Origin of the sequence: Mesorhizobium sp. M0048 (assembly GCF_040323405.1) — a bacterium.
In the GTDB taxonomy this organism is placed as follows: Bacteria; Pseudomonadota; Alphaproteobacteria; order Rhizobiales; family Rhizobiaceae; genus Mesorhizobium.
This window is the reverse complement of the sequence record NZ_JAMYUV010000001.1, coordinates 300,941-325,038: the sequence shown is the minus strand read 5'-3', so window position 1 is coordinate 325,038 and position 24,098 is coordinate 300,941. Positions and strand designations below refer to the sequence as shown.

27 protein-coding genes, 1 tRNA gene and 2 pseudogenes are annotated in these 24,098 nt (G+C 63.6%); 14 read left to right on the top strand and 16 right to left on the bottom strand.

Annotated elements, in window-relative coordinates:
* Positions 1-12 precede the first annotated feature (12 nt).
* On the bottom strand, positions 13-801 hold the full coding sequence (locus NKJ84_RS01735) for a DUF3108 domain-containing protein (RefSeq protein ID WP_352505076.1): 789 nt from the start codon (positions 799-801) through the stop codon (positions 13-15).
* 518 nt (positions 802-1,319) lie between these two features.
* Here NKJ84_RS01735 and rpmB point away from each other — a divergent pair.
* The 3 genes from rpmB (at position 1,320) to NKJ84_RS01720 (ending at position 3,129) form a co-directional block, all read left to right on the top strand.
* Positions 1,320-1,616 (top strand): 50S ribosomal protein L28, encoded by a 297-nt coding sequence (gene rpmB, locus NKJ84_RS01730; RefSeq protein WP_352505075.1) that lies wholly within the window; start codon positions 1,320-1,322, stop codon positions 1,614-1,616.
* Between the two features lie 81 nt (positions 1,617-1,697).
* Positions 1,698-2,378 (top strand): queuosine precursor transporter, encoded by a 681-nt coding sequence (locus NKJ84_RS01725; RefSeq protein WP_352505074.1) that lies wholly within the window; start codon positions 1,698-1,700, stop codon positions 2,376-2,378.
* A 76-nt stretch (positions 2,379-2,454) separates the two neighbouring features.
* The gene (locus NKJ84_RS01720) at positions 2,455-3,129 is read left to right on the top strand and encodes a spermidine synthase (RefSeq protein WP_352505073.1); all 675 of its coding nucleotides are present in this window, start codon (positions 2,455-2,457) and stop codon (positions 3,127-3,129) included.
* A 57-nt stretch (positions 3,130-3,186) separates the two neighbouring features.
* On the opposite strand, the gene NKJ84_RS01715 is transcribed toward NKJ84_RS01720, so the two are convergent.
* The 6 genes from NKJ84_RS01715 to NKJ84_RS01690 all read right to left on the bottom strand — a co-directional run bounded on the left by NKJ84_RS01715 (position 3,187) and on the right by NKJ84_RS01690 (position 8,879).
* Complete coding sequence (locus tag NKJ84_RS01715; protein WP_352505072.1) at positions 3,187-3,669, bottom strand: SRPBCC family protein; 483 nt, start codon at positions 3,667-3,669, stop codon at positions 3,187-3,189.
* Positions 3,666-4,034: an ArsR/SmtB family transcription factor gene (locus NKJ84_RS01710; RefSeq protein ID WP_352471491.1), complete on the bottom strand. Its 369-nt coding sequence runs from the start codon at positions 4,032-4,034 to the stop codon at positions 3,666-3,668. The genes NKJ84_RS01715 and NKJ84_RS01710 overlap by 4 nt, the downstream gene beginning before the upstream one ends.
* A 174-nt stretch (positions 4,035-4,208) precedes the next feature.
* Positions 4,209-5,234, bottom strand: coding sequence for an esterase-like activity of phytase family protein (locus tag NKJ84_RS01705; protein WP_352505071.1), 1,026 nt, complete (start codon positions 5,232-5,234; stop codon positions 4,209-4,211).
* Positions 5,231-7,129: a cobaltochelatase subunit CobT gene (gene cobT, locus NKJ84_RS01700; protein WP_352505070.1), complete on the bottom strand. Its 1,899-nt coding sequence runs from the start codon at positions 7,127-7,129 to the stop codon at positions 5,231-5,233. Before cobT ends, NKJ84_RS01705 begins: the two co-directional genes overlap by 4 nt.
* A gap of 11 nt (positions 7,130-7,140) precedes the next feature.
* Entirely contained in the window at positions 7,141-8,127 is a 987-nt protein-coding gene (gene cobS / locus NKJ84_RS01695; protein WP_352505069.1) for a cobaltochelatase subunit CobS, read from the bottom strand.
* Positions 8,128-8,249: 122 nt separating this feature from the next.
* Entirely contained in the window at positions 8,250-8,879 is a 630-nt protein-coding gene (locus tag NKJ84_RS01690) for a J domain-containing protein (protein WP_254816626.1), read from the bottom strand.
* A gap of 133 nt (positions 8,880-9,012) precedes the next feature.
* Between NKJ84_RS01690 and NKJ84_RS01685 the strand changes: the two are divergent.
* Positions 9,013-9,314, top strand: a pseudogene (locus NKJ84_RS01685) (BolA family protein).
* 1 nt (position 9,315) lies between these two features.
* Here NKJ84_RS01685 and NKJ84_RS01680 read toward each other — a convergent pair.
* The 4 genes from NKJ84_RS01680 to NKJ84_RS01665 are packed head-to-tail and all read right to left on the bottom strand — an operon-like array spanning position 9,316 to position 12,797.
* A complete protein-coding gene (locus NKJ84_RS01680) occupies positions 9,316-10,122 on the bottom strand; it encodes an alpha/beta hydrolase (RefSeq protein WP_352505068.1) in 807 nt (268 codons plus the stop codon).
* A gap of 40 nt (positions 10,123-10,162) precedes the next feature.
* Complete coding sequence (locus tag NKJ84_RS01675; protein ID WP_352505067.1) at positions 10,163-11,059, bottom strand: HlyC/CorC family transporter; 897 nt, start codon at positions 11,057-11,059, stop codon at positions 10,163-10,165.
* The gene (aroB, locus tag NKJ84_RS01670) at positions 11,056-12,198 is read right to left on the bottom strand and encodes a 3-dehydroquinate synthase (protein ID WP_352476243.1); all 1,143 of its coding nucleotides are present in this window, start codon (positions 12,196-12,198) and stop codon (positions 11,056-11,058) included. The genes NKJ84_RS01675 and aroB overlap by 4 nt, the downstream gene beginning before the upstream one ends.
* Positions 12,195-12,797 carry a shikimate kinase gene (locus tag NKJ84_RS01665; RefSeq protein ID WP_352505066.1) on the bottom strand — a complete coding sequence of 201 codons (603 nt, stop codon included), beginning with the start codon at positions 12,795-12,797 and terminating at the stop codon, positions 12,195-12,197. The genes aroB and NKJ84_RS01665 overlap by 4 nt, the downstream gene beginning before the upstream one ends.
* A 158-nt stretch (positions 12,798-12,955) precedes the next feature.
* On the opposite strand from NKJ84_RS01665, the gene NKJ84_RS01660 reads away from it, so the two are divergent.
* The 5 genes from NKJ84_RS01660 to NKJ84_RS01640 all read left to right on the top strand — a co-directional run bounded on the left by NKJ84_RS01660 (position 12,956) and on the right by NKJ84_RS01640 (position 16,881).
* Positions 12,956-13,105, top strand: coding sequence for a hypothetical protein (locus NKJ84_RS01660; protein ID WP_023677884.1), 150 nt, complete (start codon positions 12,956-12,958; stop codon positions 13,103-13,105).
* Entirely contained in the window at positions 13,102-14,019 is a 918-nt protein-coding gene (locus NKJ84_RS01655; RefSeq protein WP_352505065.1) for a site-specific tyrosine recombinase XerD, read from the top strand. The genes NKJ84_RS01660 and NKJ84_RS01655 overlap by 4 nt, the downstream gene beginning before the upstream one ends.
* Positions 14,020-14,118: 99 nt before the next feature.
* Positions 14,119-15,069, top strand: a complete 951-nt coding sequence (locus NKJ84_RS01650; protein WP_352505064.1) for an acetyl-CoA carboxylase carboxyltransferase subunit alpha — start codon at positions 14,119-14,121, stop codon at positions 15,067-15,069.
* A 211-nt stretch (positions 15,070-15,280) separates the two neighbouring features.
* A complete protein-coding gene (locus tag NKJ84_RS01645; protein WP_352505155.1) occupies positions 15,281-16,606 on the top strand; it encodes a L,D-transpeptidase family protein in 1,326 nt (441 codons plus the stop codon).
* A 5-nt stretch (positions 16,607-16,611) separates the two neighbouring features.
* Positions 16,612-16,881 (top strand): sulfurtransferase TusA family protein, encoded by a 270-nt coding sequence (locus NKJ84_RS01640; protein ID WP_352505063.1) that lies wholly within the window; start codon positions 16,612-16,614, stop codon positions 16,879-16,881.
* Between the two features lie 167 nt (positions 16,882-17,048).
* On the opposite strand, the gene NKJ84_RS01635 is transcribed toward NKJ84_RS01640, so the two are convergent.
* Together NKJ84_RS01635 and NKJ84_RS01630 are read right to left on the bottom strand one after the other, a co-directional pair.
* Positions 17,049-18,203, bottom strand: coding sequence for a CobW family GTP-binding protein (locus tag NKJ84_RS01635; protein WP_352505062.1), 1,155 nt, complete (start codon positions 18,201-18,203; stop codon positions 17,049-17,051).
* Between the two features lie 4 nt (positions 18,204-18,207).
* Positions 18,208-19,386 (bottom strand): D-alanyl-D-alanine carboxypeptidase family protein, encoded by a 1,179-nt coding sequence (locus tag NKJ84_RS01630; RefSeq protein ID WP_352505154.1) that lies wholly within the window; start codon positions 19,384-19,386, stop codon positions 18,208-18,210.
* Positions 19,387-19,656: 270 nt separating this feature from the next.
* On the opposite strand from NKJ84_RS01630, the gene NKJ84_RS01625 reads away from it, so the two are divergent.
* Positions 19,657-20,820, top strand: a complete 1,164-nt coding sequence (locus NKJ84_RS01625) for a M20 aminoacylase family protein (protein WP_352505061.1) — start codon at positions 19,657-19,659, stop codon at positions 20,818-20,820.
* A gap of 15 nt (positions 20,821-20,835) precedes the next feature.
* Here the strand turns inward: NKJ84_RS01625 and NKJ84_RS01620 are convergent, their stop codons facing one another.
* From NKJ84_RS01620 to NKJ84_RS01610, 3 genes and pseudogenes are all read right to left on the bottom strand, one after another.
* A complete protein-coding gene (locus tag NKJ84_RS01620) occupies positions 20,836-21,126 on the bottom strand; it encodes a hypothetical protein (protein WP_352505060.1) in 291 nt (96 codons plus the stop codon).
* A gap of 120 nt (positions 21,127-21,246) precedes the next feature.
* Positions 21,247-21,776 (bottom strand): annotated as a pseudogene (locus tag NKJ84_RS01615) (hypothetical protein).
* A gap of 121 nt (positions 21,777-21,897) precedes the next feature.
* Positions 21,898-22,224 (bottom strand): DUF1330 domain-containing protein, encoded by a 327-nt coding sequence (locus NKJ84_RS01610; RefSeq protein WP_023677873.1) that lies wholly within the window; start codon positions 22,222-22,224, stop codon positions 21,898-21,900.
* A gap of 174 nt (positions 22,225-22,398) precedes the next feature.
* Here NKJ84_RS01610 and NKJ84_RS01605 point away from each other — a divergent pair, with 174 nt between their 5' ends.
* The 4 genes from NKJ84_RS01605 (at position 22,399) to NKJ84_RS01590 (ending at position 23,989) form a co-directional block, all read left to right on the top strand.
* Positions 22,399-23,091: a winged helix-turn-helix transcriptional regulator gene (locus tag NKJ84_RS01605; RefSeq protein ID WP_352505059.1), complete on the top strand. Its 693-nt coding sequence runs from the start codon at positions 22,399-22,401 to the stop codon at positions 23,089-23,091.
* Between the two features lie 47 nt (positions 23,092-23,138).
* Positions 23,139-23,215: transfer RNA gene (locus NKJ84_RS01600), tRNA-Arg, on the top strand.
* A gap of 349 nt (positions 23,216-23,564) precedes the next feature.
* Positions 23,565-23,753: a DNA-binding protein gene (locus tag NKJ84_RS01595; protein ID WP_352505058.1), complete on the top strand. Its 189-nt coding sequence runs from the start codon at positions 23,565-23,567 to the stop codon at positions 23,751-23,753.
* Positions 23,753-23,989 carry a hypothetical protein gene (locus NKJ84_RS01590; RefSeq protein WP_352505057.1) on the top strand — a complete coding sequence of 79 codons (237 nt, stop codon included), beginning with the start codon at positions 23,753-23,755 and terminating at the stop codon, positions 23,987-23,989. Before NKJ84_RS01595 ends, NKJ84_RS01590 begins: the two co-directional genes overlap by 1 nt.
* The last annotated feature ends 109 nt before the right edge of the window (positions 23,990-24,098 follow it).

The window sequence follows — 24,098 nt, the reverse complement described above, 5'->3', positions numbered from 1 at the left end:
GCACCATCACGCCTATTCGTTTGCTTCGAACCGCTCCGCGCTGATCGTCAACGGGCCGATTTGCGTGCTGACCGTGGCGCGGATCGGCGCATATACGCCGCTTTGGCCGACCGGTGCAAACGTCACCATGATGCGGCTGCGTTTCTTCAGGTAATTCAGCGCCTTGCGGTTCTTGCGGTAGCCGGCCACCGGCTCGAAGCCCAGCCTGCAGGTGACCGTATCGCCCTTGTAGCCGGCCACCGAGATCGACCCTTTGGACTCGTAGGTCAGTTTCAGATCGGCACGCATTTCGCCGTCATAGAGCTTCACCGTGCGCCCGCAGACCTGGTCGAGGCTGTCGGCATGGATGACGGTGGCGGCCATCGGATCGAGGACCGATACGAGATGGCTGCCGACCAGCGGTATCCAATTCTCGGGATTGCGCTTCTTCGGCTCAGGCACGACCTTGGTCGAGGTGACGACGCCGTTGGCAAACTGGATGTCGATCATCGATGCCTTCTTGCCGGACGTGTAGTCGGCGTGGAACGCTTGCGGCTGCAACTGCTTGCCCGAAATCTTGCCCTTCGACGAGATCGTGCCTCGCGTATCGTCGAACAAAGTGGCGAGCCCGGCGGCGGAAACGCTGCCCTCGATCGAATAGGTGTCATCCTCGTAATGGCTGGAGAATTTCGCCTTGGCCACGGAGAGGCCGAGGAACGACACCGAATATTCGCCCGTGAAGGATTGCGGCTCGGCCGAAGCCGTCGTCGGCAACGCGGCGGCCAACAGCACGACCAGGGCATGGAGGAAAGAACGAGGCATGGCGGGTCCTTGATTGTCGACCGGACGGGCGGCTCCGGTCTGGCATGTCCCTGTGCGACCGCTTATAGGCTGAATTCCGGCCTTAATGTGAAAGGCGGCGTCGGCAGGGAACGCTGGGGAGGGTCCAGGGCCAGAAATAAAAAACCCGCCTCGACGGGCGGGTCGTTGGAGCCAATTAGCACCATACCGAAATTAGTAGCATAGCTGCCGGCACAAAGCAAGAACAAAATGTGGCCACCTGGAAAATCGCGACAGGTTTGCGCAGCCCCTCATCGCCCTGCCGGGCACTTCTCCCCGTCACTATACGGGGGAAGGTGCCGGCAGGCGGATGAGGGGCAGCGCCGGCATCGGTCATCTTTTGATTGATTCCCTTGGCACTAACCAACCCCAAGCTTGACGCCTCGGCGAAATGCAACTATGGAACGCCAACTTTTTCCATAAGGCCGCCTGACCGAAACCGCGCGCCACCCGGCGCGGGTCGAATGTTTGGCCAGGACCGAGAACCGAAGGTTAGAACCATGTCCCGCACCTGCGAACTCACTGCCAAGGCAGTCATGTCCGGCAACAATGTGAGCCACGCCAACAACAAGACCAAGCGTCGCTTCCTGCCCAATCTCGTCAATGTGACGCTGATCTCGGAAGCGCTGAACCAGAACGTGCGCCTGCGCATTTCGGCCAACGCATTGCGTTCGGTCGAGCATCGCGGCGGCCTCGACGCCTTCCTGGCCAAGGCCGATGCCAAGGAATTGTCGCAGCGCGCCCGCCTATTGAAGAAGCAGATCGCCAAGAAGATCGCCGAGCAGCCGGCCGCCTGAGTTTTTCGGCGGCAGCGCCTTCCAGGGCGGGGTCCGAACTCCGGATCGCGTTCCGCTGGTTCCATTACCCAGGATAAAAAAATGATTTTCCTCTCGCGGTACCTGCCCTTCGTGGCGGCCATGGCGCTCGTCGTCGTGGCCTCGAACATCCTCGTGCAGTTCCCGATGCAAGGTTCAATCGGCGGGCTGTCGCTGGCCGACATCCTGACCTGGGGCGCCTTCACCTATCCGTTCTCCTTCCTGGTCACCGATCTCGCCAACCGCCGCTATGGGCCGGCGGTGGCGCGCAGGATCGTCTTTGTCGGCTTCATGACAGCGGTGATCTGCTCGATCGTCATCCCACCGCTGCTGTTTCGCCACGGCCTGATCGAATTCGAGACCGCCGCCGACCGGCTGGTGCGCATTGCCGCTGCCTCGGGCGCCGCCTTCCTCACCGCGCAGTTGCTCGACGTCACCGTATTCAACCGGCTGCGCCGGCAGAGCTGGTGGCGCGCGCCGATCGTCGGCACGCTGGTCGGCTCCGTTTTCGATACGGTGGTGTTTTTCACCGTCGCCTTCGCGGCGGCGTTCGCCTTCGCCGGGCCCAACGACGGCTTTGCGCTGGAAACCGCGCCGCTGATGGGCGTGCTGCCGGTCGAGACGATGCGCTGGATTTCCTGGGCGCTCGGCGATCTCGGCGTCAAGCTGGTCATAGCGGTGGTGGCGCTGATCCCCTACCGGCTGCTTGCCGCCCGCTGGAGCCAACCGGCACTGGCAGCATGATCCCGAACCAAAGGTCCGCGTTAGCGAAAAGTGGGAACCGGTTTTCGGACAAGATCATGCTCAAAGGCTATCGAGCATGATCCCTTGGGTCCACCTTGATTCGGCAAAAACGCCTGACGGCGGACGGGAACTCCGCCTGAAGCGGCGCGGCGGCGAATTCTCGATCATGCTTGGCGCCAACGAGCTGATGAACAGCCGGCTCAGCGGTTCCGAAGAGGCGCTGGCGAAACTGTCCTGCCAAAGGATTGCCGGCCGCCGGACCCCGAACATCCTGATCGGCGGCCTCGGCATCGGCTTTACCTTGCGCGCGGCGCTGGCCGAGCTCGGCGACGATGCGCAGGTCGCCGTTGCCGAACTGGTGCCGGCAGTCGTGATTTGGGCGCGCGGCCTGATGGCCGAAGTTTTCGACGGTTGCCTTGACGACCGGCGTGTCGGCATTCGCGAGGCCGATGTCGGTCAGCTCATCCGTTCGCAAGCATCGACCTGGGACGCGATCCTGCTCGATGTCGACAACGGCCCCGAGGGCATCGTCTACAAGGCCAACGATGCGCTCTACAGCGCAGCCGGCCTGATCAGCGCGAGAGCAGCTCTCAAGCCCGGCGGTGTGCTGGCGGTCTGGTCGCAGGGCCCTGACGCAGGCTTCACCCGAAGGCTCAAGCAGGCCGGCTTCACGGTCGAGGAGGTCAAGGTGCGGGCTCACGGCAAGCGCGGCGCCCGTCACATCGTCTGGCTCGCGACCAAGGGGCAATAGGCCACCTCGCAATCCGGGCCGGCCTTGTTGCACGCCGCCCGCCACGCCCACGAACCTCTACTTCGCCTTCTGAAGCTCGGCGGCAAGCGCCTGCAGCAGCCCGCGCGTGCCCTCCTCGCGTCCTTGCGCTGAATCGACGCCATCGAAAAACGCACCCTGTTCGGTATAGGTCAGGCGGGTGCCCTCGCCGGAAGGTGCAAGCTCGACCGTAGTGAGCGACGCCGACAGCGGCTGCGCCCCGACCGCCATCCGGTATGAAAATACGATGCGCCGGTCAGGGACGATGTCCTGGAACTGCGCATCGAGCCTGATCTCCGGGCCGCCCTGGTAGCTGAACCGCGAAACCTCGCTGCCGCCGACACGGAAATCGAAGGTGAATTCGGCGATGGTGAAGCCGTCGCCTTCGACGCGCCAACGCCGCACCGTCGCCTTGTCGGCAAAGGCGAGGAAGACGCGTTCGCGCGATTGCGGGTAGGTCCGCTCGATCGTGAAGCTTGAATGGATGACGGACTGGTCGTTCACGGGGGCAATCTGGTTCATTTCTTGTCGTCCTTTTCCTGGTCGTGGAGTGTTGCGTCCGGTTGGTCAGTCTCCGCCAGGATCTGGCCGAGACGGTCGAGCTGGCGTTCGGCCAGTGTACGGCGCGCGGCGATCCAGTCGGCGAGCGGGGCCAGCCCGCCGGGCTCGATCCGGCAGGTGCGCACGCGTCCGACCTTCTCGCTGCGGATCAGCCCGCACGCTTCCAGCGCCTGGAGATGCTGGAGTACGGCGGCGAAGGTCATGCCGAACGGCTCCGCCAACTGGCTGACGGTGGCCGGCCCGCGGCTCAGCCTTTCCAGGATTGCCCGGCGCGTCGGCTCGGCAAGAGCCCGCAGGATGCTGTCGATCTCGGAATACTTAAGCATGGACTTGAGTATTTCGCTGATGACACAAATTGTCAAGTCACGACTAAAGTATTTTTGCAGATGGTGACAGCCGGCTGGAACCCGCGACGCGGGTCATTGCCAGGGGAAATTGGCTGCGCTGCAAAACGGCGCGGAAATGCCAGCGATGCTGTCAGCCAGCAGGCCTGTCGCGCGTCAATCCTCGTGCAGCACAAATTCCAGGTAAAGATTGCGCTGCAGGATCGAGTGGTTGTCATCGGACATCAGCGACACGATCAGCGCGCCATCGTCGCGGGTCCAGACGTCGAGCGCTTCCATGTTGTCGATCTGGTAGCCCATGTCGGCTTCGAGCAGCACCGGCCCGTCGGCGACGGCGCCCTTCTCGACGCCTTCGCCATAGATGCGCCGCAGCCGCATCTTGACGCCGCCGGCCATCGAAAAACTGCGCTCCAGAAGCAACAGGTCGCCGTCCGGCAGGAAGGCGCCGTCGGTGATGTCGAAATCGCCATTGCGCTTGACGGTGAAGACGCCCTTGTGCGGCCCTTCGATGATCGCGGCAAAGATGTTGCCGGCCTTGTCGAGGCTCTTTTCCGACACCACGACCAGTCCGCCCGCGTGCTGTCCGTAAGGATGGGCGCGGGTGACGGTCTCAAAGCCGCGATTGCGGCGAAGTTCCCAGGCTGGAATCAGGAAGCCCAATTGCCTGAACGGCGCCTTCATGCCGTCCGGATCGATCTTGAACTCTGCGATACGGTGATCGCCCTCGAAACCGACCGTGGCAATGCCGTCCTTGACCGCGAGGCCTTCGGCATCGACCGCCCATTTCTCGTCGATCGGCTGACCGGCCGCATCGACCATCTGCTGCATGCGAAAATTCTGGATGCCGGAAGGCCGCTTCTCGGCATCGTGGACGAGGGTGCCGAAGAACCAGAAGCCGGTGTCGGCGACGCCGATGAAATCGCTGCCGGGCTCGAGGAACCGAAGTGCCGACAGCGCGCCGAAATCGCGCGTCGACGAGGTCATTTCGAGCCCGCCGATGAATTCGAGCGGCCCGAACTGTTTGTCCGGCCGGCCGATGTGGAATTCGCTGATCGGCCGTGCCGTGATTTCGGCCGGCTCGACCGAGGCCGGGCCGGCAGCGACAGGTGGCGCCAAACTGATGCCTAACAACGCAATGGCGGCCAAAAGCTTCTGCCAAAAGCCGCCGCGGGAAAAAATCATCCGGCGCGCCGCATGCCGCCGCGCCGCGTGTCGCGCACGGTTTCCTCGGCGAACAGCGAGGCCAGCTGCTCGGTCATGGCGCCGGCCAGTTCTTCGGCATCGACGATGGTGACGGCGCGGCGATAGTAGCGGGTGACGTCGTGGCCGATGCCGATGGCCAAAAGCTCGACCGGAGAGCGCGTCTCGATGAGTTCGATGATGGCCCGCAGATGCCGCTCGAGATAATTGCCGGGGTTGACCGACAGCGTCGAATCGTCGACCGGCGCGCCGTCGGAGATCATCATCAGGATCTTGCGCTGCTCCGGCCGCGCGATCAGCCGGTTGTGCGCCCACAGCAGCGCCTCGCCGTCGATGTTTTCCTTGAGCAGGCCCTCGCGCATCATCAGGCCGAGATTGCGGCGCGCCCGCCGCCACGGATGGTCGGCGGATTTGTAGATGATGTGGCGCAGATCGTTGAGCCGGCCGGGGTTCGGCGGTTTGCCTTCCTTCAGCCATTTCTCGCGCGCCTGCCCGCCCTTCCAGGCGCGGGTGGTGAAGCCGAGGATTTCGACCGAGACGCCGCAGCGTTCCAGCGTGCGCGCCAGGATGTCGGCGCAGGTCGCGGCGACCGTGATCGGCCGGCCGCGCATTGAACCCGAATTGTCGAGCACCAGCGACACCACCGTGTCGCGGAATTTGGTATCGCGCTCCTGCTTGAAGGACAGAGGCTGCATCGGGTCGATGACGACGCGCACCAGCCGTGCCGGATCGAGATAGCCTTCTTCGAGGTCGAAATCCCAGGAGCGGTTCTGCTGCGCCATCAGGCGGCGCTGCAGCCGGTTGGCCAGCCGCCCGACGACGCCGGAAAGGTTGGCGAGCTGCTTGTCGAGGAAGGCGCGCAGCCGGTCGAGCTCCTCCTCCTCGCACAGTTCCTCTGCACCAACGGTCTCGTCGAAGGCCGTGGTGAAGACCTTGTAGTCGATCTCTTTCGGCAGATTGGTGAAGGGATTGTCGTTGCGGCGCGCCTCGCCGGGCGTCTCCGCATCGGCGTCGTCGTCGTCGGAGAGATCCTCGGCGGTGGCGTCGGAGGCTTCCGTCTCGGCCGATTGCTCGTCGTCCGACGATGCCTCGGTATCCTCGGACTGCGACTGCTCGGAGCCCGAATCGTCTTCGCCGCCCTCCTCGCTCTGCTCCTCGCCTTGCGGCTGGTTTTCGTCGTTGTCCTCGGAGTCTTCCGTCTCCTGGTCGTCGCCGAGCTCCTCCGCCATTTCCATGGAGGCGAGCATCTCGCGCACGACGCGGGCGAACGCCTGCTGGTCGTCGAGCTTTGCCGACAGCCCGTCCAGATCGGCACTGGCTTTTTCCTCGACCCAAGGGCGCCAGAGATCGACCAGCCGTTCGCCGCTCTTCGGCACAGTGCGGCCGGTCAGCTTTTCGCGCACCATCAGCGCCAGCGCCTCCTCGATCGGCGCGTCGGCCTTGTCCTTGACGTCGGCGAGGTTGGCCCTGGCGTATTTGTCCTCGAGCATCGAGCCGATATTGTCGGCAACGCCCTGCATGGCGCGGCTGCCGATCGCCTCGACCCGGGCCTGCTCGACCGCGTCGTAGATGGCGCGGGCCTGTTTGCCTTCCGGCGCCAGCCTGGTGTGGATGCGCGTATCATGGCAGGCGCGCTTCAGCGCCATGGAATCGCCGAGCCCGCGGGTAATGGCGATATCCGCCTTCGATGCCTTCTTCGGCAGTTCGGGCAGCCGGGCGCGACTGCCGGCCAGCGCCGGCCGGTCCTTGGCGAAACCGACCTCGAGATCCTTGTCGCCGGCGATGGCGCGCATGCAGACGGTAACCGCGCGCTTGAAGCTGTCGGCCTCAGCGCCGGTCTTGGATTTGTTTCGTGTGTTGTCGCCCGGACCCGCCATCGAGACTCTGCTTAGCCCAGCACCACATTCGCCGCCGATTCCGGCAAATCTTCGCCGAAGGCGCGCTGGTAGAACTCGGCGACCAGCGAGCGTTCCAGCTCGTCGCATTTATTGAGGAAGGTCAGCCGGAACGCCATGCCGATATTGCCGAAGATTTCGGCATTCTCGGCCCAGGTGATAACCGTGCGCGGGCTCATAACCGTCGACAAATCGCCGTTGATGAAGGCCGAGCGCGTCATGTCGGCGACACGAACCATCTTGTTGACGATCTCCTTGCCCTTGCCGTCGCGATAATGCTTGGCCTTGGCCAGCACGATGTTCACTTCATTGTCGTGCGGCAAATAGTTCAGCGTAGTGACGATCGACCAGCGGTCCATCTGCGCCTGGTTGATCTGCTGGGTGCCGTGGTAGAGGCCTGTGGTGTCGCCGAGCCCGACCGTATTCGCGGTCGAAAACAGCCGGAAGGCCGGATGCGGGCGGATAACCCGGCTCTGGTCGAGCAGCGTCAGCCGGCCCGACGATTCCAGCACGCGCTGGATGACGAACATCACGTCCGGGCGGCCGGCATCGTACTCGTCGAAGCACAGCGCGACATTGTGCTGATAGGCCCAGGGCAGGATGCCGTCGCGGAATTCGGTGATCTGCAGCCCTTCCTTGACGACGATGGCATCCTTGCCGACGAGATCGATACGGCTGACATGGCTGTCGAGGTTGACACGCACGCAAGGCCAGTTGAGGCGGGCGGCGACCTGCTCGATATGCGTCGACTTGCCGGTGCCGTGATAGCCCGACACCATGACGCGGCGGTTATAGGCAAAGCCGGCGAGGATCGCCATCGTCGTGTTCTTGTCGAACAGGTAGTCCGGATCGATGTCGGGCACATGCTCGCTCGTCACCGAATAGGCCGGCACCACCATCTTGGAGTCGAAGCCGAATGTCTCCTTCACCGACACCGTGGTGTCGGGCAGGTTGGCGATGTCGCGATCGACCTTGTTCATCTCTATCACGTCTCCACAAGCGAAACGCCGCGTTTCGCTGGCAATCGATTTTGTTCGGGGGCGGTCTTAGAGCCTTTTCCAACCCTATGAAAGTTGGAAAGCGACACGAACCGTAAGGTCGCTCAGCACAAACCTGCCTGCTTGAGCACGCGATACGCCTGGAGCACATCGCGGAACCGGTCTTCCGAACCTCTGTCGCCGCCATTCGCATCCGGATGGTGGCGTTTCACAAGTTCCTTATAGCGCGCCTTGATATCCTTGCCACTTGCCTTTGTATCAAGGCCAAGCGTTTCCAGTGCCTTGGCCTCAAGCGGCTTGGCCTTGCGCTCGCGTGCTTCGCGCGGGTCCTTCGGGCCTTTGAACAGGTCGAAGGGATCGCGCATGCGATTGTAGTAGCCGGCACGGCCGGAACGCGCCTGGGCGAAGTCGGGCGAGGAGCGTGTCGAGGCGCCGTTGACGCCCATTTTCCAGGTCGGCCGGTGGCCGGTCATGGCTTCCTTCTGGAAGCGCGCGATCTCGGTATCCGGAACGCCCGAGAAATAATTGAAGCCCTTGTTGTACTCGCGCACATGGTCGAAGCAGAACTGGAAATACTCGCCTTCCTTCATCCGCCCGACCGGCGCGCGGTGGGTACCGGCCTCCTTGCAGCCATCCCATTGGCAGATCGGCGAACGCGACTTCAGCTCCGCGTCCTTCTCCGGGCGGATGCGAATCTTCTCGAAATATTTTGGGTACGGCTTCATCTCACCCATTTATGGGCCGTTCGCGGATGCGAAACAAGAATTGACATTTTCGCGATGATCGCCCTAACCGCTGAATCGCGGCATAAAACCGGCGAATGGCGAATTTTGTGCGATGACATAGATGTGGTGAAGGGAAGCGACGATGTCCATACAGGCAACGATGGAAGATAAGCTGAAAAAGGCGTTTTCGCCGGAACGGCTGGACGTCATCAACGAAAGCCATCTCCATGCCGGTCATCATCACGCGGATTCCGGCCATCACGCTGCCTTCGACGGCGCCGGCGAGACGCATTTCCGCATCCGCATCGTCGCGCCAGCCTTTGCCGGCATGAGCCGCGTCGAGCGTCACCGCGCCGTCAACGATCTGCTGGCCGAGGAGTTGAATCCGGCGTGCATGCCCTGGCGATCGAGCCGGCGGCGCCCGGCGAAAAGACCCGCTGGTAGATCAGCCGACGCTCGACCTCAAGAAGGCCATCACCGCTGTGGTCAATGCATCGCCTTCGGTGCCGAAGTCGCGATTGATCGACATGTGCGAATAGGCGCTGCCGTCGAACAGCGTGACCCTGGTTCCGGTGGCGCGCAGACGCCCGGCGAAGGCCTCCGCGTCCGCCGCGCGGGCTTTCGCCCGTGAATGGGCGATGAAGGTCGGCGGGTGCTTGCGGCCTTCCACATAGGTGACAGGCGACAGCGCGCGCCACTGCGCCGGATCGGGAAAGGCGCGGGCATAGACCCCTGCCATGCCGCCGCTCCTGGCCAATGCCTCCAGGTCGTAAGCCCTGGTGTCGTCGAGGACCAGCGCCGCGACCCCGGGCAGGCCGCCGCGCAGGCCGGTCAATGCGACGAGATGGCAGCCGGCCGAATGGCCCATCGCGACGATCCGGTCCGGATCGCCGCCATGCCTGGCGATGTTGGCGCGGACGTAGCGATAGGCCAGTTCGACATCCGCCGCCTGGGTGGCGACGTCGGCCTCGGGCAGCATCCGGTAGTCGATCGAGACGAAGCAGAAGCCATTGTCGAGCAGGAATTGCGGCTTGGCATTGACGTTGCCGCGACTGCCGACCCGCCAGGCGCCGCCATGGACGAAGAAGACGACCGGCAGGCCGCTTGCGCCGTCGCGGGAATAGATGTCGAGCTTGGCCGGCCCATAGTCGAAGGTTTCGGGCGACGGCGAACGCAGCCGCAATGCCGCCGCCTGCCCCGGCAACAGCGCCGCCATCGACACCAGAAGCAGGCTTCGCCGATCGATTGTCATAGACTCCTGACCGCCCACAGGTGCCGCAAGATGCGCGCTGTCATTCGCCAAGCATTACCGGCTTGATCCTCAGCCGCGCGATTCGGTTCTTGTCGCGCTTCATGACGACGAAGCGCTTGCCGTGAAACGTAAAGGCCTGCTTTTCGTCCGGGATCGACTGCGCCTCGTGGATAACGAGGCCGGCAATGGTGGTGGCTTCCTCGTCCGGCAGGTGCCAGTCGAGCGCCCGGTTCAGGTCGCGGATCGGCACCGTGCCGTCGACGACGACGGAGCCGTCGGCCTCCTGCTTGACACCCTGGATGTCGATATCGTGCTCGTCGGCGATCTCGCCGACGATCTCCTCGATGATGTCCTCCAGCGTCACCAGCCCTTCGACCTCGCCATATTCGTCGACGACGATGGCGAAATGCGCCTTGCGGCGCAGGAAGGCGTTGAGCTGCTCCTGCAGCGTCGTGGTGTCGGGCACGAACCACGGTTTAGATGCGATCTTCATCACGTCGATCCGGGAGAAATCGTTGCCGACCTCGTTCAGCGCGCGCAGCAGATCCTTCGCGTGCAGCACGCCAACAATGTTGTCGAGCGAACCCTTCCACAACGGCATGCGGGTGTGCGGGCTCTGCAGGATCTCGCGAACCACCGCTTCGGGCGGGTCATCGGCATTGACCGAGCGCATATTGGTGCGGTGGACCATGACGTCCGACACTTCGAGCTCCTCGAGGTCGAACAGGCCGCCGATGCGGGCGCGGTCCTCGCGCACCACCTGGCCGTCGCGGCGGAAATCGTCGACGGCGCCGCGCAGTTCCTCGCGCGCCGAGCGCTGCGGCTCGATGCGCTGCAGCTCATAGCCGAAGGCGGCGAGCAGGTGCCGGCGCAGGACGAAGCCCAGCAGGCCTAGGCCGGCGAGCACTGCAGCCGCGATCCAGCCGGCCTGACTCATCCCGGGCGGCTTTCCTGCCGACCCGGATGGTTCTCCCTGAGGAACGCCAGCACTTCCGAGGCCGGCACATCCCTGGCGATGAAGGCCTGTCCGACGCCGCGCGTCAGGATGAAGGTCAGCGCGCCGCGCGACACCTTCTTGTCCTGGGTGATGAAGGAGAACAGCTGCTCGGCGTCGGGCAATTCGCCCGGAATGTCGGCCATGCGCCAGGGTAGGCCGACGGCGCGAAGATGCGCCTCGACGCGCGCCGCATCGTCGGGGCTCGCCAAATTGAGCCTTGAGGAAAAGCGGTGCGCCAGCGCCATGCCGATGGCGACGCCTTCGCCATGCACGAGCCGTGCGCCGTCATAGCCGGTCGCCGCCTCCAGTGCATGGCCGAAGGTGTGGCCGAGATTGAGCAGGGCGCGGTCGCCGGTCTCGAACTCGTCGCGGGCAACGACGTCGGCCTTGGCACGACAGGCCTCGGCGATGGCCGCAGCCCGCTCCGGCCCGCCGGCAAACACTTGGCGCCAGTTTTCTTCCAGCCAGGCGAAGAACTCCGGCCGGTCGATCAGCCCGTATTTGGCCAGTTCGGCATAGCCGGCGCGAAACTCGCGGATCGGCAGCGTGTCGAGCACTTCGGTATCGGCCAGCACCAGCTTGGGCTGGTGGAACACCCCGACGAGGTTCTTGCCGCGCTTGCTGTTGATGCCGGTCTTGCCGCCGACGGAGGAATCGACCTGCGCCAGCAGCGAGGTCGGAACCTGCACGAAATTCATGCCGCGCCGCGCGATGCCGGCGGCAAAGCCGGCCAGGTCGCCGATGACGCCGCCGCCGAGCGCGATGACGACGTCGCCGCGCTCCAGCTTGGCGGCCAACACGCCATCGACCACCTCTTCGAGATGCGCAAAGCTCTTGGTCTTTTCGCCTGGCGGCAACGTGATGACGGCATGTTGGATGCCACCGCTTGCCAGGCCGGCCGCAAGCGTCGCGAGATGCGCGGCCGCGACGTTTTCGTCGGTGACGACCGCCGCCCGCGTCCCCGGCAGACGGCGCGAAATCTCGGCGCCGGCGCGTGACAGCAGGCCGGGACCGATCAAAATATCGTAGGCACGCTCGCCAAGCCCGACTTCGACAGAGACCGTTGCATCAGCGCTCACGACCGCACCTCGTCAATGTCGGCAATGCCGAGATGGCCGCGCAGCGCGTCCACCACTTCGGCGGCAATGATCTCCTTGCGGTCGTCGCGGGTCGGCACGATGACATCGGCCGCGGCATAAACCGGGTAGCGTTCCGCCATCAGCCGTTCCAGCACGGCGCGTGGATCGGCGCTTTTCAGCAGCGGCCGGTTCTGTTTCTTGGAAACGCGCTCCATCAACAGGTCGATCTCGGCTTTCAGCCAAACCGAAACGCCATGGCTGGCGATCGCCTCGCGCGTCTGCGCGTTCATGAAGGCGCCGCCGCCGGTCGACAGCACCTGCGGCCCGTGCTCCAGCACACGCAGGATGACGCGCTGCTCCAGTGCTCGGAACTCCGCCTCGCCATAGCGCTCGAACAGGTCCGGGACGCTCATGCGCGAAACAGTTTCGATCTCCTGGTCGCTGTCGATGAAGGGTAGTGCCAGCATCGCCGCCACCTTGCGGCCGATCGCCGTCTTGCCGGCGCCCATCAGCCCGACAAAGACGATGGAACGGCCGCCCAGCCGGCCGAGCAGCGCGGCATGGCTCTCGCCCGGAGGATTTGCTGGTAGCGCGTTCATGCTTCTAGGGCCTCTTTGGCGGCGTATCGACATCAAAAGCCTGTTTGCGTCAAGCGCGGCGCAACCGGGACTATGGGCTTCACCCTTGAATTGGCCGGATTGGCGTCTCATAAGGGCACAGGGTTGGAAATGCAGAATAAGACGACGGGCGAAAATTAATGCCAACACTGTTTCGCTTTGTCGTGACGCTCGCGATTCTGGCCGGCATTGTCTATGGCGCGATGTTCGCCCTGGTCATGTTCGTCGAGCCGAGAAAGGCGGAAATGAGCGTGCGTATCCCTCCGGAAAAGCTCAATCCCAAAAAATGAACAGCGCCGCCCGCATCGAAGCCTTCCTGGAGATGATGAGCGCCGAGCGCGGCGCGGCCGAAAACACGCTTTCCTCCTACCGCCGCGACCTCGAAGACGCTTCCGCCGGGATCGGCGGTGGGCTTGCCGCTGCCACCAGCGCCGACATCCGTGCCTATCTCGACGACATCGCCGCGCGCGGCTTTGCCGCCAGCTCGCAGGCGCGCAAATTGTCGGCGATCCGGCAGTTCTTCCAGTTCCTCTACGCCGAAGGCCTGCGCGGTGACGATCCGACCGGCACGCTGGACAGTCCGAAGAAAGGCCGGCCGCTGCCTAAGACGATGAGCGAGGCCGATACCGGCCGGCTGCTCGACCGCGCGGCGCAGGAGGCGATGGACCCCTCCATGCATGACGGCGACAGGCTGGCGGCGCTGCGCCTGCACGCGCTGGTCGAGGTGCTCTACGCCACCGGCTTGCGCGTTTCGGAGCTGGTCGGCCTTCCCGTGACGGTGGCACAGCGCGACGACCGCTTCTTCATGGTCCGCGGCAAGGGCAACAAGGAGCGCATGGTGCCGCTGTCGGCCAAGGCGCGCACCGCGATGCGGACATGGCTTGCCGCACGGGGGGCGGTGCCGGCTCTTGCCGACAGCCCGTTCCTGTTTCCGGCTGCCTCCGACAGCGGCTATCTCTCGAGACAGGTCTTTGCCCGCGAGCTGAAAGGGCTTGGCGCTCGGGCCGGCATTGCCGCGGCGAAGATATCGCCGCATGTGCTGCGCCATGCTTTCGCCAGCCATCTCTTGCAGAACGGCGCTGATCTCAGGGCCGTGCAGCAGTTGCTCGGCCATGCCGATATTTCAACGACGCAGATCTACACGCATGTGCTGGAGGAGCGGCTGGTGCGTCTGGTCAACGATCATCATCCGCTTGCCGACTAGGCGTCATGTCGCTATGTGAGAACGACGTTCCACCGCGCCCAGCCTGCATTTTCAGGCTTGCGTCAGTCATTGCCTTCCGACTTGCCGGTCCGCCCAAGAATGTACAATTACCTCGATTTCGAAAAGCCTGTGCAGGATCTCGAAGGCAAGATCCTTGAGCTGAAGAAGCTTGCCGAGAACGGCGAGGCGGTCGATGTCGGCGATGAGATCGCCCGTCTCGAGAAGCGCTCGCGCGATGCGCTGCGCGACGCCTACAAGGCGCTGTCGCCGTGGCAGAAGGTGCAGGTGGCGCGCCATCCGGACAGGCCGCATTGCATCGACTACATCAAGGGCCTGCTTACCGATTTCACGCCGCTCGCCGGCGACCGCAATTTCGGCGAGGACCAGGCGATCGTCGGCGGCTTCGCCCGCTTCCGCGGCGAGCCGGTGGCGATCATCGGCCAGGAGAAGGGTTCCGACACGGCAAGCCGGCTGAAGCATAATTTCGGCTCGGTGCGGCCGGAGGGCTACCGCAAGGCGGTGCGGCTGATGGAACTCGCCGACCGCTTCCAGATCCCGCTGCTGACGCTGGTCGACACGGCCGGCGCCTATCCCGGCGTCAACGCCGAAGAGCGCGGCCAGGCGGAAGCCATCGCCCGCTCGACTTCGGCCTGCCTTGGCCTGAAGGTGCCGTCGATCTCGGTGGTGATCGGCGAAGGCGGCTCGGGCGGCGCCATAGCAATCGCCACCGCCAACCGCGTCTACATGCTCGAACACGCCATCTATTCGGTGATCTCGCCGGAGGGCGCAGCCTCGATTCTGTGGCGCGACACCACGCGGTCCAAGGACGCGGCGACCAACATGAAGATCACGGCGCAGGACCTGCTGGAGCTGAAGATCATCGACGCCATCATTGCCGAGCCGCTCGGCGGTGCCCATCGCGCCCCCGAAACGGTGATTGCCGCCACCGGCGACCTCATCGCCAGGACGATGAATGAATTCTCCGGCGCCAACACCGACTTCCGCGAGCATCGCCGCGAGAAATACCTGGCGATGGGCCGCAATCTGTAACATCCGGCAGGCACGCGACCCGAAATGTGGCGGCGTGAACCAGTTTCGCCACAAAAATGCCGCCGCATTCGGCTCAGTGAGCTTAACGCAAGGGGACGCGCCGCTTGATTGCGGTAAGGAATTTTCAAGGTTAACAGGCTTAAGGTCCGTCAGCGGTCGGTTTAGCAGCTGCGGCATCCGCGGCGCAGAGATGAAGACGATAGCCATATCCATGTTTGCCAAGCTTGCCCGCACCGGAGTTCTGATCGCTGCGATCGGCGTCGCCGGCTGCAATGACGCTTCGATGAAGGATTTTGCGCCGCAAGCCAACAAACCGCTGCCGGACAAGATCCTGGCCGAGATGAAAGCCAAGGGCATGGTCCGCACCTCTTCGGTGATGGCCCGCATCTTCAAGGAAGAAGGCAAGCTCGAAATCTGGAAGGCCAAGACCAACGGCCGCTACGACCTGGTCGCCAGCTACGACATCTGCAAATGGTCAGGCAAGCTCGGGCCAAAATTCACCGAAGGCGACCGCCAGGCGCCGGAAGGCTTTTACACGGTCCGCCCGGCACAGATGAACCCGCGGTCGAATTACCACCTGTCTTTCAACATCGGCTACCCGAACGCCTATGACCGCGCTAATGGCCGCACGGGTTCCAACCTGATGGTCCATGGCGCCTGCTCGTCGTCCGGCTGCTATTCGATGACCGACGCGCAGATCGAGCAGATTTACGCTTTCGGCCGCGACGCCTTCCAGGGCGGCCAGACCGAGTTCCAGATCCAGGCTTTTCCGTTCCGCATGACCGCCGCCAACATGGCGCGCTATCGCAACGACCCGAACTACGAATTCTGGAAGATGCTGAAGGTCGGCTACGACAATTTCGAGGTCACCAAGGTGCCGCCGAAAGTCGACGTCTGCGAGAAGCGCTACGTCTTCAACCAGGTTGCGGCCGACGGCTCGACCTTCAATCCGACCGGCGCTTGCCCTGCGACCACCCAGCCCGATTCGCTGAAGAGCGCCATCAACGCCTATCAAAGCACCTATGAGGCGGCCTTCAACGGCGCCGTCAAGGCCAGCGTGCCGGCACCTAAGCCGACCATCGCCGGGATCAAGGAAGCCAGCATCGTTTCCGACTGGTCGAAGCGGCGTGCCCGCGGCGAACGCGTTCCGATCGAGCCGCCCTCGCTCAACCCGGACGGCACGGTGGCCGAAACGGCGCGCATGGGCCGCATCGATTCGCCGGCGGGCCGCAAGATGGCGGCCCTCGACGCCGAAAAGGCTGCCAAGCAGAAGGCCGAGGAACAGCGGCTTGCCGCGATAGAAGCGGCGAAGGCAGCGAAAGCGGCAGCCAAGGCACAGGCCTTGGCCGAGAAGGAAGCTGCCAAAGCCCAGGCGCTCGCCGAAAAGGAAGCTGCCAAGACCGCCGCAGAGATGCCTGTCGCCACTGCCACCGTAGCGCCATCGGACGCCGCCCCGGCAGTCGAAACGCAGGCTGCGGACGCCGAAAGCACGGCGACAAGGTTGAAGAAAAAGCTGCTCGGCATGTTTGGCGGCTGAACTTCATGCTTGAACAAGAAGATGGGGGCCAAGAAGAGAGGCCCTCAACCAGCCCCGCCGCCGTCTACGACCTCAAAGGCCTGAACTGCCCGTTGCCCGTGCTCAAGGCAAAAAAGCGCCTGGCCACAATGCAGCCGGGCAGCCGCCTGTGGCTCGAAACCACCGACCCCCTCGCCGTCATCGACATTCCCGCCTTCTGCGCCGAGAGCGGCCATCGGCTGGTCGAGACAACGGCGATGTCAGCCGGCCACCGCTTCCTGGTCGAGCGCGGCTGAGCGCGTGATCTCCCCCCTCGAGGGGGAGATGTCGCCGAAGGCGACAGAGGGGGTTGCCTCGGCTGGCGCGACGCCATGTACGACCAAAGAGAAAGTTGGCGCTTCACGCGCGGCAACCCCCTCTGGCCTGCCGGCCATCTCCCCCTCGAGGGGGGAGATCAGCCGCTTCACCGCCCGGCGATGGCCAGCGGATTGCTCTCCAGTGCCGCCCGGTCCGGCGTGTCGATCGACGGCTGGTTGGTGAAGGCGGCGAACAGCCGGCGGACATAGTCTTCCGGCATGTCGAGCGTGATCAGCACCAGCCTGGTGCCGCGCTGGCTGTCCGGCCAGGCCGGCAGTTGCACCGGCGGATGCAGGATCTTCTGCACGCCATGGATAACCAGCGGCCGCGACGGGTCTTCTGCAAGCTCGATGACGCCCTTCATCCGCAACAGGCGCTCGCCATGCGCCGAGCGCAGCAGATCGAGGAACATCTCGATTGCCGAAAACGGCACCGGCCCGTCGTGAACCAACGAATGCGAACGCACGCGGGAATCGTGCCTATGGCCATGACCATGATCATGGTGATGGTGATCGCCACCGTCATGCCCGTCGTCATGATGCCCGTCGTCATCATGCCCGCTGTGGTCATGCCGGCTATGGTCATGGTCGTCGCCGGCTTCTTCGCCCAGCCAACGCTGCACATCGACCGATTTGGTGGCCGGATTGTAGAGGCCGCAATCGAACAGAGTCGCGGCGCTTGCCTGACTCGCGTCGAGCACCACGGCGCCCGGGTTGAGCTGCCTGAGCCGCGCCCGCAACGCCTCGACATCGCCTGCATCCGTGGCCAGGTCGGCCTTGCTGAGCACGATACGGTCGGCGACCGCCACCTGCTTCACCGCCTCGACATGGGCATCGAGCGCCGCATTGCCGTTGACGGCGTCGACCAGGGTGATGACGCCGTCGAGCCGGAAGGCCTGGACCAGGGCCGGATGCGCCATGATCGACTGCAGCACGGGGGCGGGATCGGCGAGCCCGGTGGTCTCGACGACGACGCGGGCAAGCCGGTCGATGCGGCCGGTCTGCAGGCGGTCGACGAGGTCAGCCAGCGTGTCGACCAGCTCGCCCCGCACCGTGCAGCAGAGACAGCCGTCGGAGAGCTGGATGATGCCGTCGGAGGCCTGCTCGACCAGGAGATGGTCGATCGCCACCTCGCCGAACTCGTTGATGATGACGGCGGTGTCGGCGAGCGCGGGATCCCGCAGCAGCCGGTTGAGCAGCGTCGTCTTGCCGGCACCGAGAAAGCCGGTGAGCACCGAAACGGGGATCGGGAAGCCGGCCATGCGGCTAGTTCAGCGCCTTGGCCGGCTGCTGGACCTGCGCGGCGGTGGCGGATCCGGCCACAACTGGCTCGGCGCCGGCCGGCGGCGCCCGGTCCGGCCGCCATGTCGGCAGCGGCACGTCGGCATATTCCTGCCCGGAGGCGTCGAGCATCGCCTTCGGCTTCGGTCCCGTGGCGCCGCCAAGGCCGACGGCGATCAGCGTCGGTACATGGTCGAGCTTTTCCTGATAGGGCGATTTCGGCACGTCCTTGCCCTTGTCGCCGACGGCGGGTGCGGTTTCCGACTGCTCATCGACCGGCTTCTTCTTGCAGATTTCGTCATTCATGTCGTTGGCCGACATGGTGTCGCCATAGGCGGGCAGCGCCGCTACCGTCAGCCAGCTCGGCGCCGGCGTTGCAAAGCCCTGGTCGAGCAATTTTGCCGCCGCCTCGGCGCGGGTGACGGCCGATTGCTCGCCGAGCACCACGGCGACCAGGGTGCGGCCGTTGCGGGTCGCCGAGCCGACCATGTTGAACCCGGACGAGCAGACGAAACCCGTCTTCATGCCGTCGGCACCCGGATAGCGGCCGATCAGCAGGTTGTAGTTGGAGATCGCCTTCTTGCCGACGGCAAGGCCTTCGATCGAGAACCAGGGGGCATATTGCGGAAATTCCTTGCGAATCGCCATCACCAGCAAAGCGAGATCGCGCGCTGTCGTATACTGGTCCGGCGAATAGAGCCCGTTCGGATTGACGAAATGGGACCCGCTCATGCCGAGCCTCTGCGCTTCGGCGTTCATGCGTTCGGCGAAAGCCGCTTGCGAACCGCCGATATTCTCGCCGACCGCCATGGCGATATCGTTGGCCGATTTGACCAGCATCATCTTCAGCGCATTGTCCAACCGCATCACCGAGCCCGGCTTGAAGCCCATCTTGCTCGGCGGCTCGCCGGCGGAATGTTTCGTCACCTTGATCGGCGAATCGAGCTGGACCTCACCCGCGGCAATCGCACGAAACGCCACATAGGCGGTCATCAGCTTTGTCAGCGAAGCCGGGTACCAGCGCCTGAACGCCTCCTGGTGCTGCAGGATCTTGCCGCTGTTCAGGTCGAACAGGATTGTCGGATTGGCCAAGGCAGGCCCGGCCAGCGACGCAAGCGCCACCGTGCCCGCCACCAACAGTTTGAGGAAATGCCTGTAGCGCATCATGAAAACCGAAATAGCCTCTTGCCGCAGTCCCACCTGGCTCCGTAAGATTTCGTTACACGATCGCCAGGATAATGGTCCGGCCCTCTGTTCCCGGACCACAGTCGCGGTGCTATTTACTCTATGTGACGTCAACATGGCAAAGTGCTGCCGATCACAATGTGGAAGCAGCAGCACAATGCAAAGCAGCGTGCATGGTTGCAAGGCAACAGGCACAATTGCAAAGCAGCAGGCCAAGACCGCCTGCTCCAACAGCGAAATGGAACCATCATGCCGATCCTGAACCGAGCCGCCGAAATGCAGGACGAGGTGGCCGGCTGGCGCCGCCATTTGCACCAGACGCCGGAGCTGAATTTCGACGTCTTCAAGACCGCCACTTTCGTCACCGAGAAGCTGAAGGCTTTCGGCTGCGACGACATCGTGACGGGTTTGGGCAAGACCGGCGTCGTCGGCATCATCCGCGGCCGCCACGGCGAAGGCTCGACCATCGGCCTGCGCGCCGACATGGATGCCCTGCCGCTCAACGAGATCACCGGCAAATCCTATGCCTCGACCGTCCCCGGCAAGATGCACGCCTGCGGTCATGACGGCCACACCGCGATGCTGTTGGGTGCCGCCAAATACCTCGCCGAAACGCGCAATTTCGCCGGCTCCGTCGCGGTCATCTTCCAGCCGGCCGAAGAGGGCGGCGGCGGCGGCAACGAGATGGTCAAGGACGGTATGATGGAGCGCTTCGGTATCTCCAAGGTTTTCGGCATGCACAACATGCCGGGCCTGCCGGTCGGCCAGTTCGCCATCAGGCCGGGCCCGATCATGGCGGCGACCGCCGAATTCACCATCACCGTCAAGGGCCGGGGCGGCCACGCGGCGATGCCGCACGGCACCATCGATCCGATCGTCATCACCAGCCAACTCGTCGGCGCATTGCAGACGATCGCCTCGCGCAGCACCGATCCGGTCGAGGCGGTGGTCGTCTCGGTGACGAAATTCCACGCCGGCGATGCCTATAACGTCATTCCCGAGACCGCCGAGATCGCCGGCACCGTACGCACGCTGAAGAAGGAGGTCGCCAAGAAGGCCGAAGAGCGCATCCGCGCGCTTTGCCAAGGCCTGGGCGCTGCCTTCGGCGCGACAATCGAGGTTGATTACAATGCCAATTACCCGGTCACCTTCAACCATCCGGAAGAGACGGTCTTTGCCAGCGACATCGCGGCCGACGTCGCCGGCGACAGCTATGTGCACCGCGCGATCCAGCCGGTGATGGGCGGCGAGGATTTCTCCTACATGCTTGAAGCGCGGCCGGGCGCCTTCATCTTCATCGGCAATGGCGATACCGCCGGCCTGCACAACCCAGCCTACGACTTCAACGACGAGGTCATCCCGCACGGCATGAGCTATTGGGTGAAGCTGGCGGAAACAGCGCTGGCGGCGTAGCCGTTCGGCATTGGCTTACGGCCCGCTCTTCGGATCCTCGACCTCCAGCGCTTCCATGACCGGCGCCAGCTCGTTGTCGTCGGCGGGTTGCGGTTCTTCGCCTGTCCTCGCCTTCTTCAGGGCTGCCTCGATCGCCTCCTGGATATTGCCGAGTTCGTCTTCGCGAACCTCGTGGCCATAGCCGGCAGCGTCGGCGTCCTGCTCGAATTGCTGCGCCAGAACGGCGACGCTCACCTCGCTCTCGGCAGGCAAATTGCCGACATTCTCCTGCAGCCACGTTTGAAAGAACTCTTTGGTGGCGCTCATGCGGTGTCTCCTTCGGGACACTAAAGCGCGCCGGCGTCCCGAAAGTTCCGCTATCCCGACCTCTTTGGGGCCTGCTCCCACATTCGGCCAGGCGGCGTTGGCGCCGCCTGGCTCGGCTGCTTACTGGCTGACAGCAGTCGTCGGTTCGCACGACACGTTCGGGTTCATATCCGCGAACGCGCCGGTCGGGTTGCCCTTCCAGGCCCAGACATGCAGCTCATAGAACGGACCGAGGCCATAGCGATTGGGCGCGCTGTTGAAGTTGAACAGATGCCCATCGAGCGAGGCCGGGCCTTTCGAGGTGATGTATTCGACCGCGATCAGTTTTAGCGTGCCGTCGGCCATCGGCTCGTACATCACCGCTTCCGGCTTGGCGACATCGACAGCGTCGTCCTTGAGGTAGCCGGGATTGACGTAGTGGATGCCCATGGCGCCGCCGGTGATGCCGCTGGCGCAGGGGATCGGCGCATAGCCCTCGGCGGTCGCCGCCGCCACATTCTCGAAGCGGCTGTTGGCGGCGGTACCTTGTCGGCCAGCGGATTGGGACCGGACGCGGGCGCTGCCTGATGCGCCTGCGCCAACGCAGTGCAGGCCGACAGCAGCGCCGCGGCAGCGAGAAGTCTATTGCGAAAGTTGATTGTCATAGTCATTCCATTCTTCTTGAAAAGCACAGCCCGGCTGGCCGCCGGAGGTAAGGAGGTCCGGCAGGTGGGCGCTGTGGCTGTTGTTGCTGGGAGATCCCTATCCCGATGCGACGAATGCAGGGGAAGATCATCCCTTCGGCAGATACGGGATCGTCCCAGCCAGATCGGAGTTGTCGATCAGCTGGAAACGGCTGTCGCTGCCGCCCTGACGGGCCGAAACGAACGGTGCGTAGGCAGGATCGTCGGTGAAGGCGCGCGCCGCTGCCTCGGTCGGGAACGCCATCAAGGCAATCAGCGTCGTGTCGAGCGGCTTGCCTTCGAGTGTCTTCACATTGCCGCTGCGCGACAGATATCTGCCGCCGTGCTTGTGAACGAGGTCGTGGACCGACGCGGCATAGGCCGGCATCCACTTCGGGTCCCTCACCTTGATGTCTGCGATAACGTAAGCGGTCATGGGTCATGTCTCCTGGTCGTGCACAGGGGTATCCCGTGCAGCGGCAGAGGGGTCGCACGGCAAGGGTCGCGCCAGCCAGTCCGCGATCTGTACTGGTGTGGTACAGTTTCTGTACTCGCCGCGTCGCTGGGAAAGGCCTATGGTTCCGGCGGAGTTTGAGGGGAAGGCAACATCGTGACCCAGTCCGGATACAAACAGTTCTGCCCGTTATCGATGGCCGCGGAGGTGCTGTGCACCCGCTGGACCATGGTTCTGCTTCGCGAATTGGTGGCGGGCTCGACCCGTTTCAACGATCTGCGCCGCGGCGTCCCCAAAATGTCGCCGACCCTTCTGTCGCAACGCCTCAAGGAGCTCGAGCTGGCCGGGATCGTCGAGCGCAAGGAGGTGCGCGGCGAGAAAGGCATCTTCGAATACCGGATGACCGAGGCAGGCAAGGATCTGCGTTCCGTTGTCGAGGCGATGGGCTTTTGGGGGCAGAAATGGGTCGAGTCGCGGTTGTCGCTGAAGAACCTCGATCCGTCGCTGCTGATGTGGGACATGCGGCGCAACCTCAATGCGTCGCCGCTGCCCGATGGCCGCACGGTGATACAATTTCTGTACCAGGAGCTCCCCGCCTCGAAACGGTCGTGGTGGCTGATCGTCGAGAAGCACGGCGAGGTCGACCTCTGCTGGTACGACCCGGGCTTCGATGTCGATCTCTACGTCTCGACCGACCTGCACACCATGACCGAAATCTGGATGGGACTGATCACCGTCGAGAAGGCCGGGCCGAAAGTCATCTTGACTGGCGACCAGGATATCGCGCGCAAAATGCAGACCTGGCTCGGCCTGAGTCCGTTCGCGGTGGAGCCGAAGCGAGCGGCCTAACTGCCTCTTGGCGAAACGATCCGAAGCGGTTATGTGTCGGGCCGCGTGGTCCCGTAGCTCAGTAGGATAGAGCGGCAGATTCCTAATCTGTAGGTCACAGGTTCGATTCCTGTCGGGATCACCACTCGCAAACCCATACAGCACAAGGCTTTGCGGAGATTTGGTGGCTCTTAAAATCTGATGATTTTATGTTGCACGCCTACCGGCTACTACCGCGCATTACCGCGGTTTTGCACGTGCTAGCTGCGCTTACATGCAACAAATCATGCAACACCGATTCGGACCGTAGTACCGCGAACTTTTACGCACTTGCACGCACTTGCGATAATTACGCGGGCCGCTATAGTTGCCCCACGCCCATCCCTTTTGGGCGCCCAGACAGTCATATGGCCCGCTTCGAGCAAGGCCGCGCAACCCGAGCGCTGACTGTCTCAAGCCAGAACTGTCAGTGCTCAATTTCGGAGTACCGACACATGGCAAATACCGACCTTGATATTATCTGGGGTGCGAAGGCGATTGCCGACCTCCTCAACTGCGACGAGCGCAAAGCTTTCTACCTGCTGGAGAGCGGTTCGATCCCTGGCGCTCGCAAGCTTGCTGGGCGCTGGTGCGTCGCCCGCCAAAAGCTGCACGACTTGTTCCTCGGAACGGAGGCGGCGTGATGGACGCCAACGACATCAAACTTATGGATCGGCTGTTAACAATGTCGGCTGACTTCGACGGCCATTTATCCATCCTCAAGTTCACCACCAACTGGCGCATTTCGTTTGCTACGCCAAGCAGCCGAGAGGACATCGACGAGATGGTAGTTGGCGATACGTTCGAACTCGCCGCCCGAGCAGCGTTGCTTGGAGGGCTGTGGCTACCTACGCCAAAGAAAACGCCGATTCCTGACTGAACAGGAACCGGCGTTCTGGAGAAGCATGAGCACTTAAAAGCACGTCCCGAGCTTGGGCAATGCTCGCAAAACGCTACCCTACTTCAACCTTGCGTTGCAACAGATTTTA

Bases quoted from the DNA above. Each gene is read 5' to 3' on its own strand.
- NKJ84_RS01735 (WP_352505076.1), bottom strand. From the start codon at position 801: ATGCCTCGTTCTTTCCTCCATGCCCTGGTCGTGCTGTTGGCCGCCGCG.
- rpmB (WP_352505075.1), top strand. From the start codon at position 1,320: ATGTCCCGCACCTGCGAACTCACTGCCAAGGCAGTCATGTCCGGCAAC.
- NKJ84_RS01725 (WP_352505074.1), top strand. From the start codon at position 1,698: ATGATTTTCCTCTCGCGGTACCTGCCCTTCGTGGCGGCCATGGCGCTC.
- NKJ84_RS01720 (WP_352505073.1), top strand. From the start codon at position 2,455: ATGATCCCTTGGGTCCACCTTGATTCGGCAAAAACGCCTGACGGCGGA.
- NKJ84_RS01715 (WP_352505072.1), bottom strand. From the start codon at position 3,669: ATGAACCAGATTGCCCCCGTGAACGACCAGTCCGTCATCCATTCAAGC.
- NKJ84_RS01710 (WP_352471491.1), bottom strand. From the start codon at position 4,034: ATGCTTAAGTATTCCGAGATCGACAGCATCCTGCGGGCTCTTGCCGAG.
- NKJ84_RS01705 (WP_352505071.1), bottom strand. From the start codon at position 5,234: ATGATTTTTTCCCGCGGCGGCTTTTGGCAGAAGCTTTTGGCCGCCATT.
- cobT (WP_352505070.1), bottom strand. From the start codon at position 7,129: ATGGCGGGTCCGGGCGACAACACACGAAACAAATCCAAGACCGGCGCT.
- cobS (WP_352505069.1), bottom strand. From the start codon at position 8,127: ATGAACAAGGTCGATCGCGACATCGCCAACCTGCCCGACACCACGGTG.
- NKJ84_RS01690 (WP_254816626.1), bottom strand. From the start codon at position 8,879: ATGGGTGAGATGAAGCCGTACCCAAAATATTTCGAGAAGATTCGCATC.
- NKJ84_RS01680 (WP_352505068.1), bottom strand. From the start codon at position 10,122: ATGACAATCGATCGGCGAAGCCTGCTTCTGGTGTCGATGGCGGCGCTG.
- NKJ84_RS01675 (WP_352505067.1), bottom strand. From the start codon at position 11,059: ATGAGTCAGGCCGGCTGGATCGCGGCTGCAGTGCTCGCCGGCCTAGGC.
- NKJ84_RS01665 (WP_352505066.1), bottom strand. From the start codon at position 12,797: ATGAACGCGCTACCAGCAAATCCTCCGGGCGAGAGCCATGCCGCGCTG.
- NKJ84_RS01660 (WP_023677884.1), top strand. From the start codon at position 12,956: ATGCCAACACTGTTTCGCTTTGTCGTGACGCTCGCGATTCTGGCCGGC.
- NKJ84_RS01655 (WP_352505065.1), top strand. From the start codon at position 13,102: ATGAACAGCGCCGCCCGCATCGAAGCCTTCCTGGAGATGATGAGCGCC.
- NKJ84_RS01650 (WP_352505064.1), top strand. From the start codon at position 14,119: ATGTACAATTACCTCGATTTCGAAAAGCCTGTGCAGGATCTCGAAGGC.
- NKJ84_RS01645 (WP_352505155.1), top strand. From the start codon at position 15,281: ATGTTTGCCAAGCTTGCCCGCACCGGAGTTCTGATCGCTGCGATCGGC.
- NKJ84_RS01640 (WP_352505063.1), top strand. From the start codon at position 16,612: ATGCTTGAACAAGAAGATGGGGGCCAAGAAGAGAGGCCCTCAACCAGC.
- NKJ84_RS01635 (WP_352505062.1), bottom strand. From the start codon at position 18,203: ATGGCCGGCTTCCCGATCCCCGTTTCGGTGCTCACCGGCTTTCTCGGT.
- NKJ84_RS01630 (WP_352505154.1), bottom strand. From the start codon at position 19,386: ATGCGCTACAGGCATTTCCTCAAACTGTTGGTGGCGGGCACGGTGGCG.
- NKJ84_RS01625 (WP_352505061.1), top strand. From the start codon at position 19,657: ATGCCGATCCTGAACCGAGCCGCCGAAATGCAGGACGAGGTGGCCGGC.
- NKJ84_RS01620 (WP_352505060.1), bottom strand. From the start codon at position 21,126: ATGAGCGCCACCAAAGAGTTCTTTCAAACGTGGCTGCAGGAGAATGTC.
- NKJ84_RS01610 (WP_023677873.1), bottom strand. From the start codon at position 22,224: ATGACCGCTTACGTTATCGCAGACATCAAGGTGAGGGACCCGAAGTGG.
- NKJ84_RS01595 (WP_352505058.1), top strand. From the start codon at position 23,565: ATGGCAAATACCGACCTTGATATTATCTGGGGTGCGAAGGCGATTGCC.
- NKJ84_RS01590 (WP_352505057.1), top strand. From the start codon at position 23,753: ATGGACGCCAACGACATCAAACTTATGGATCGGCTGTTAACAATGTCG.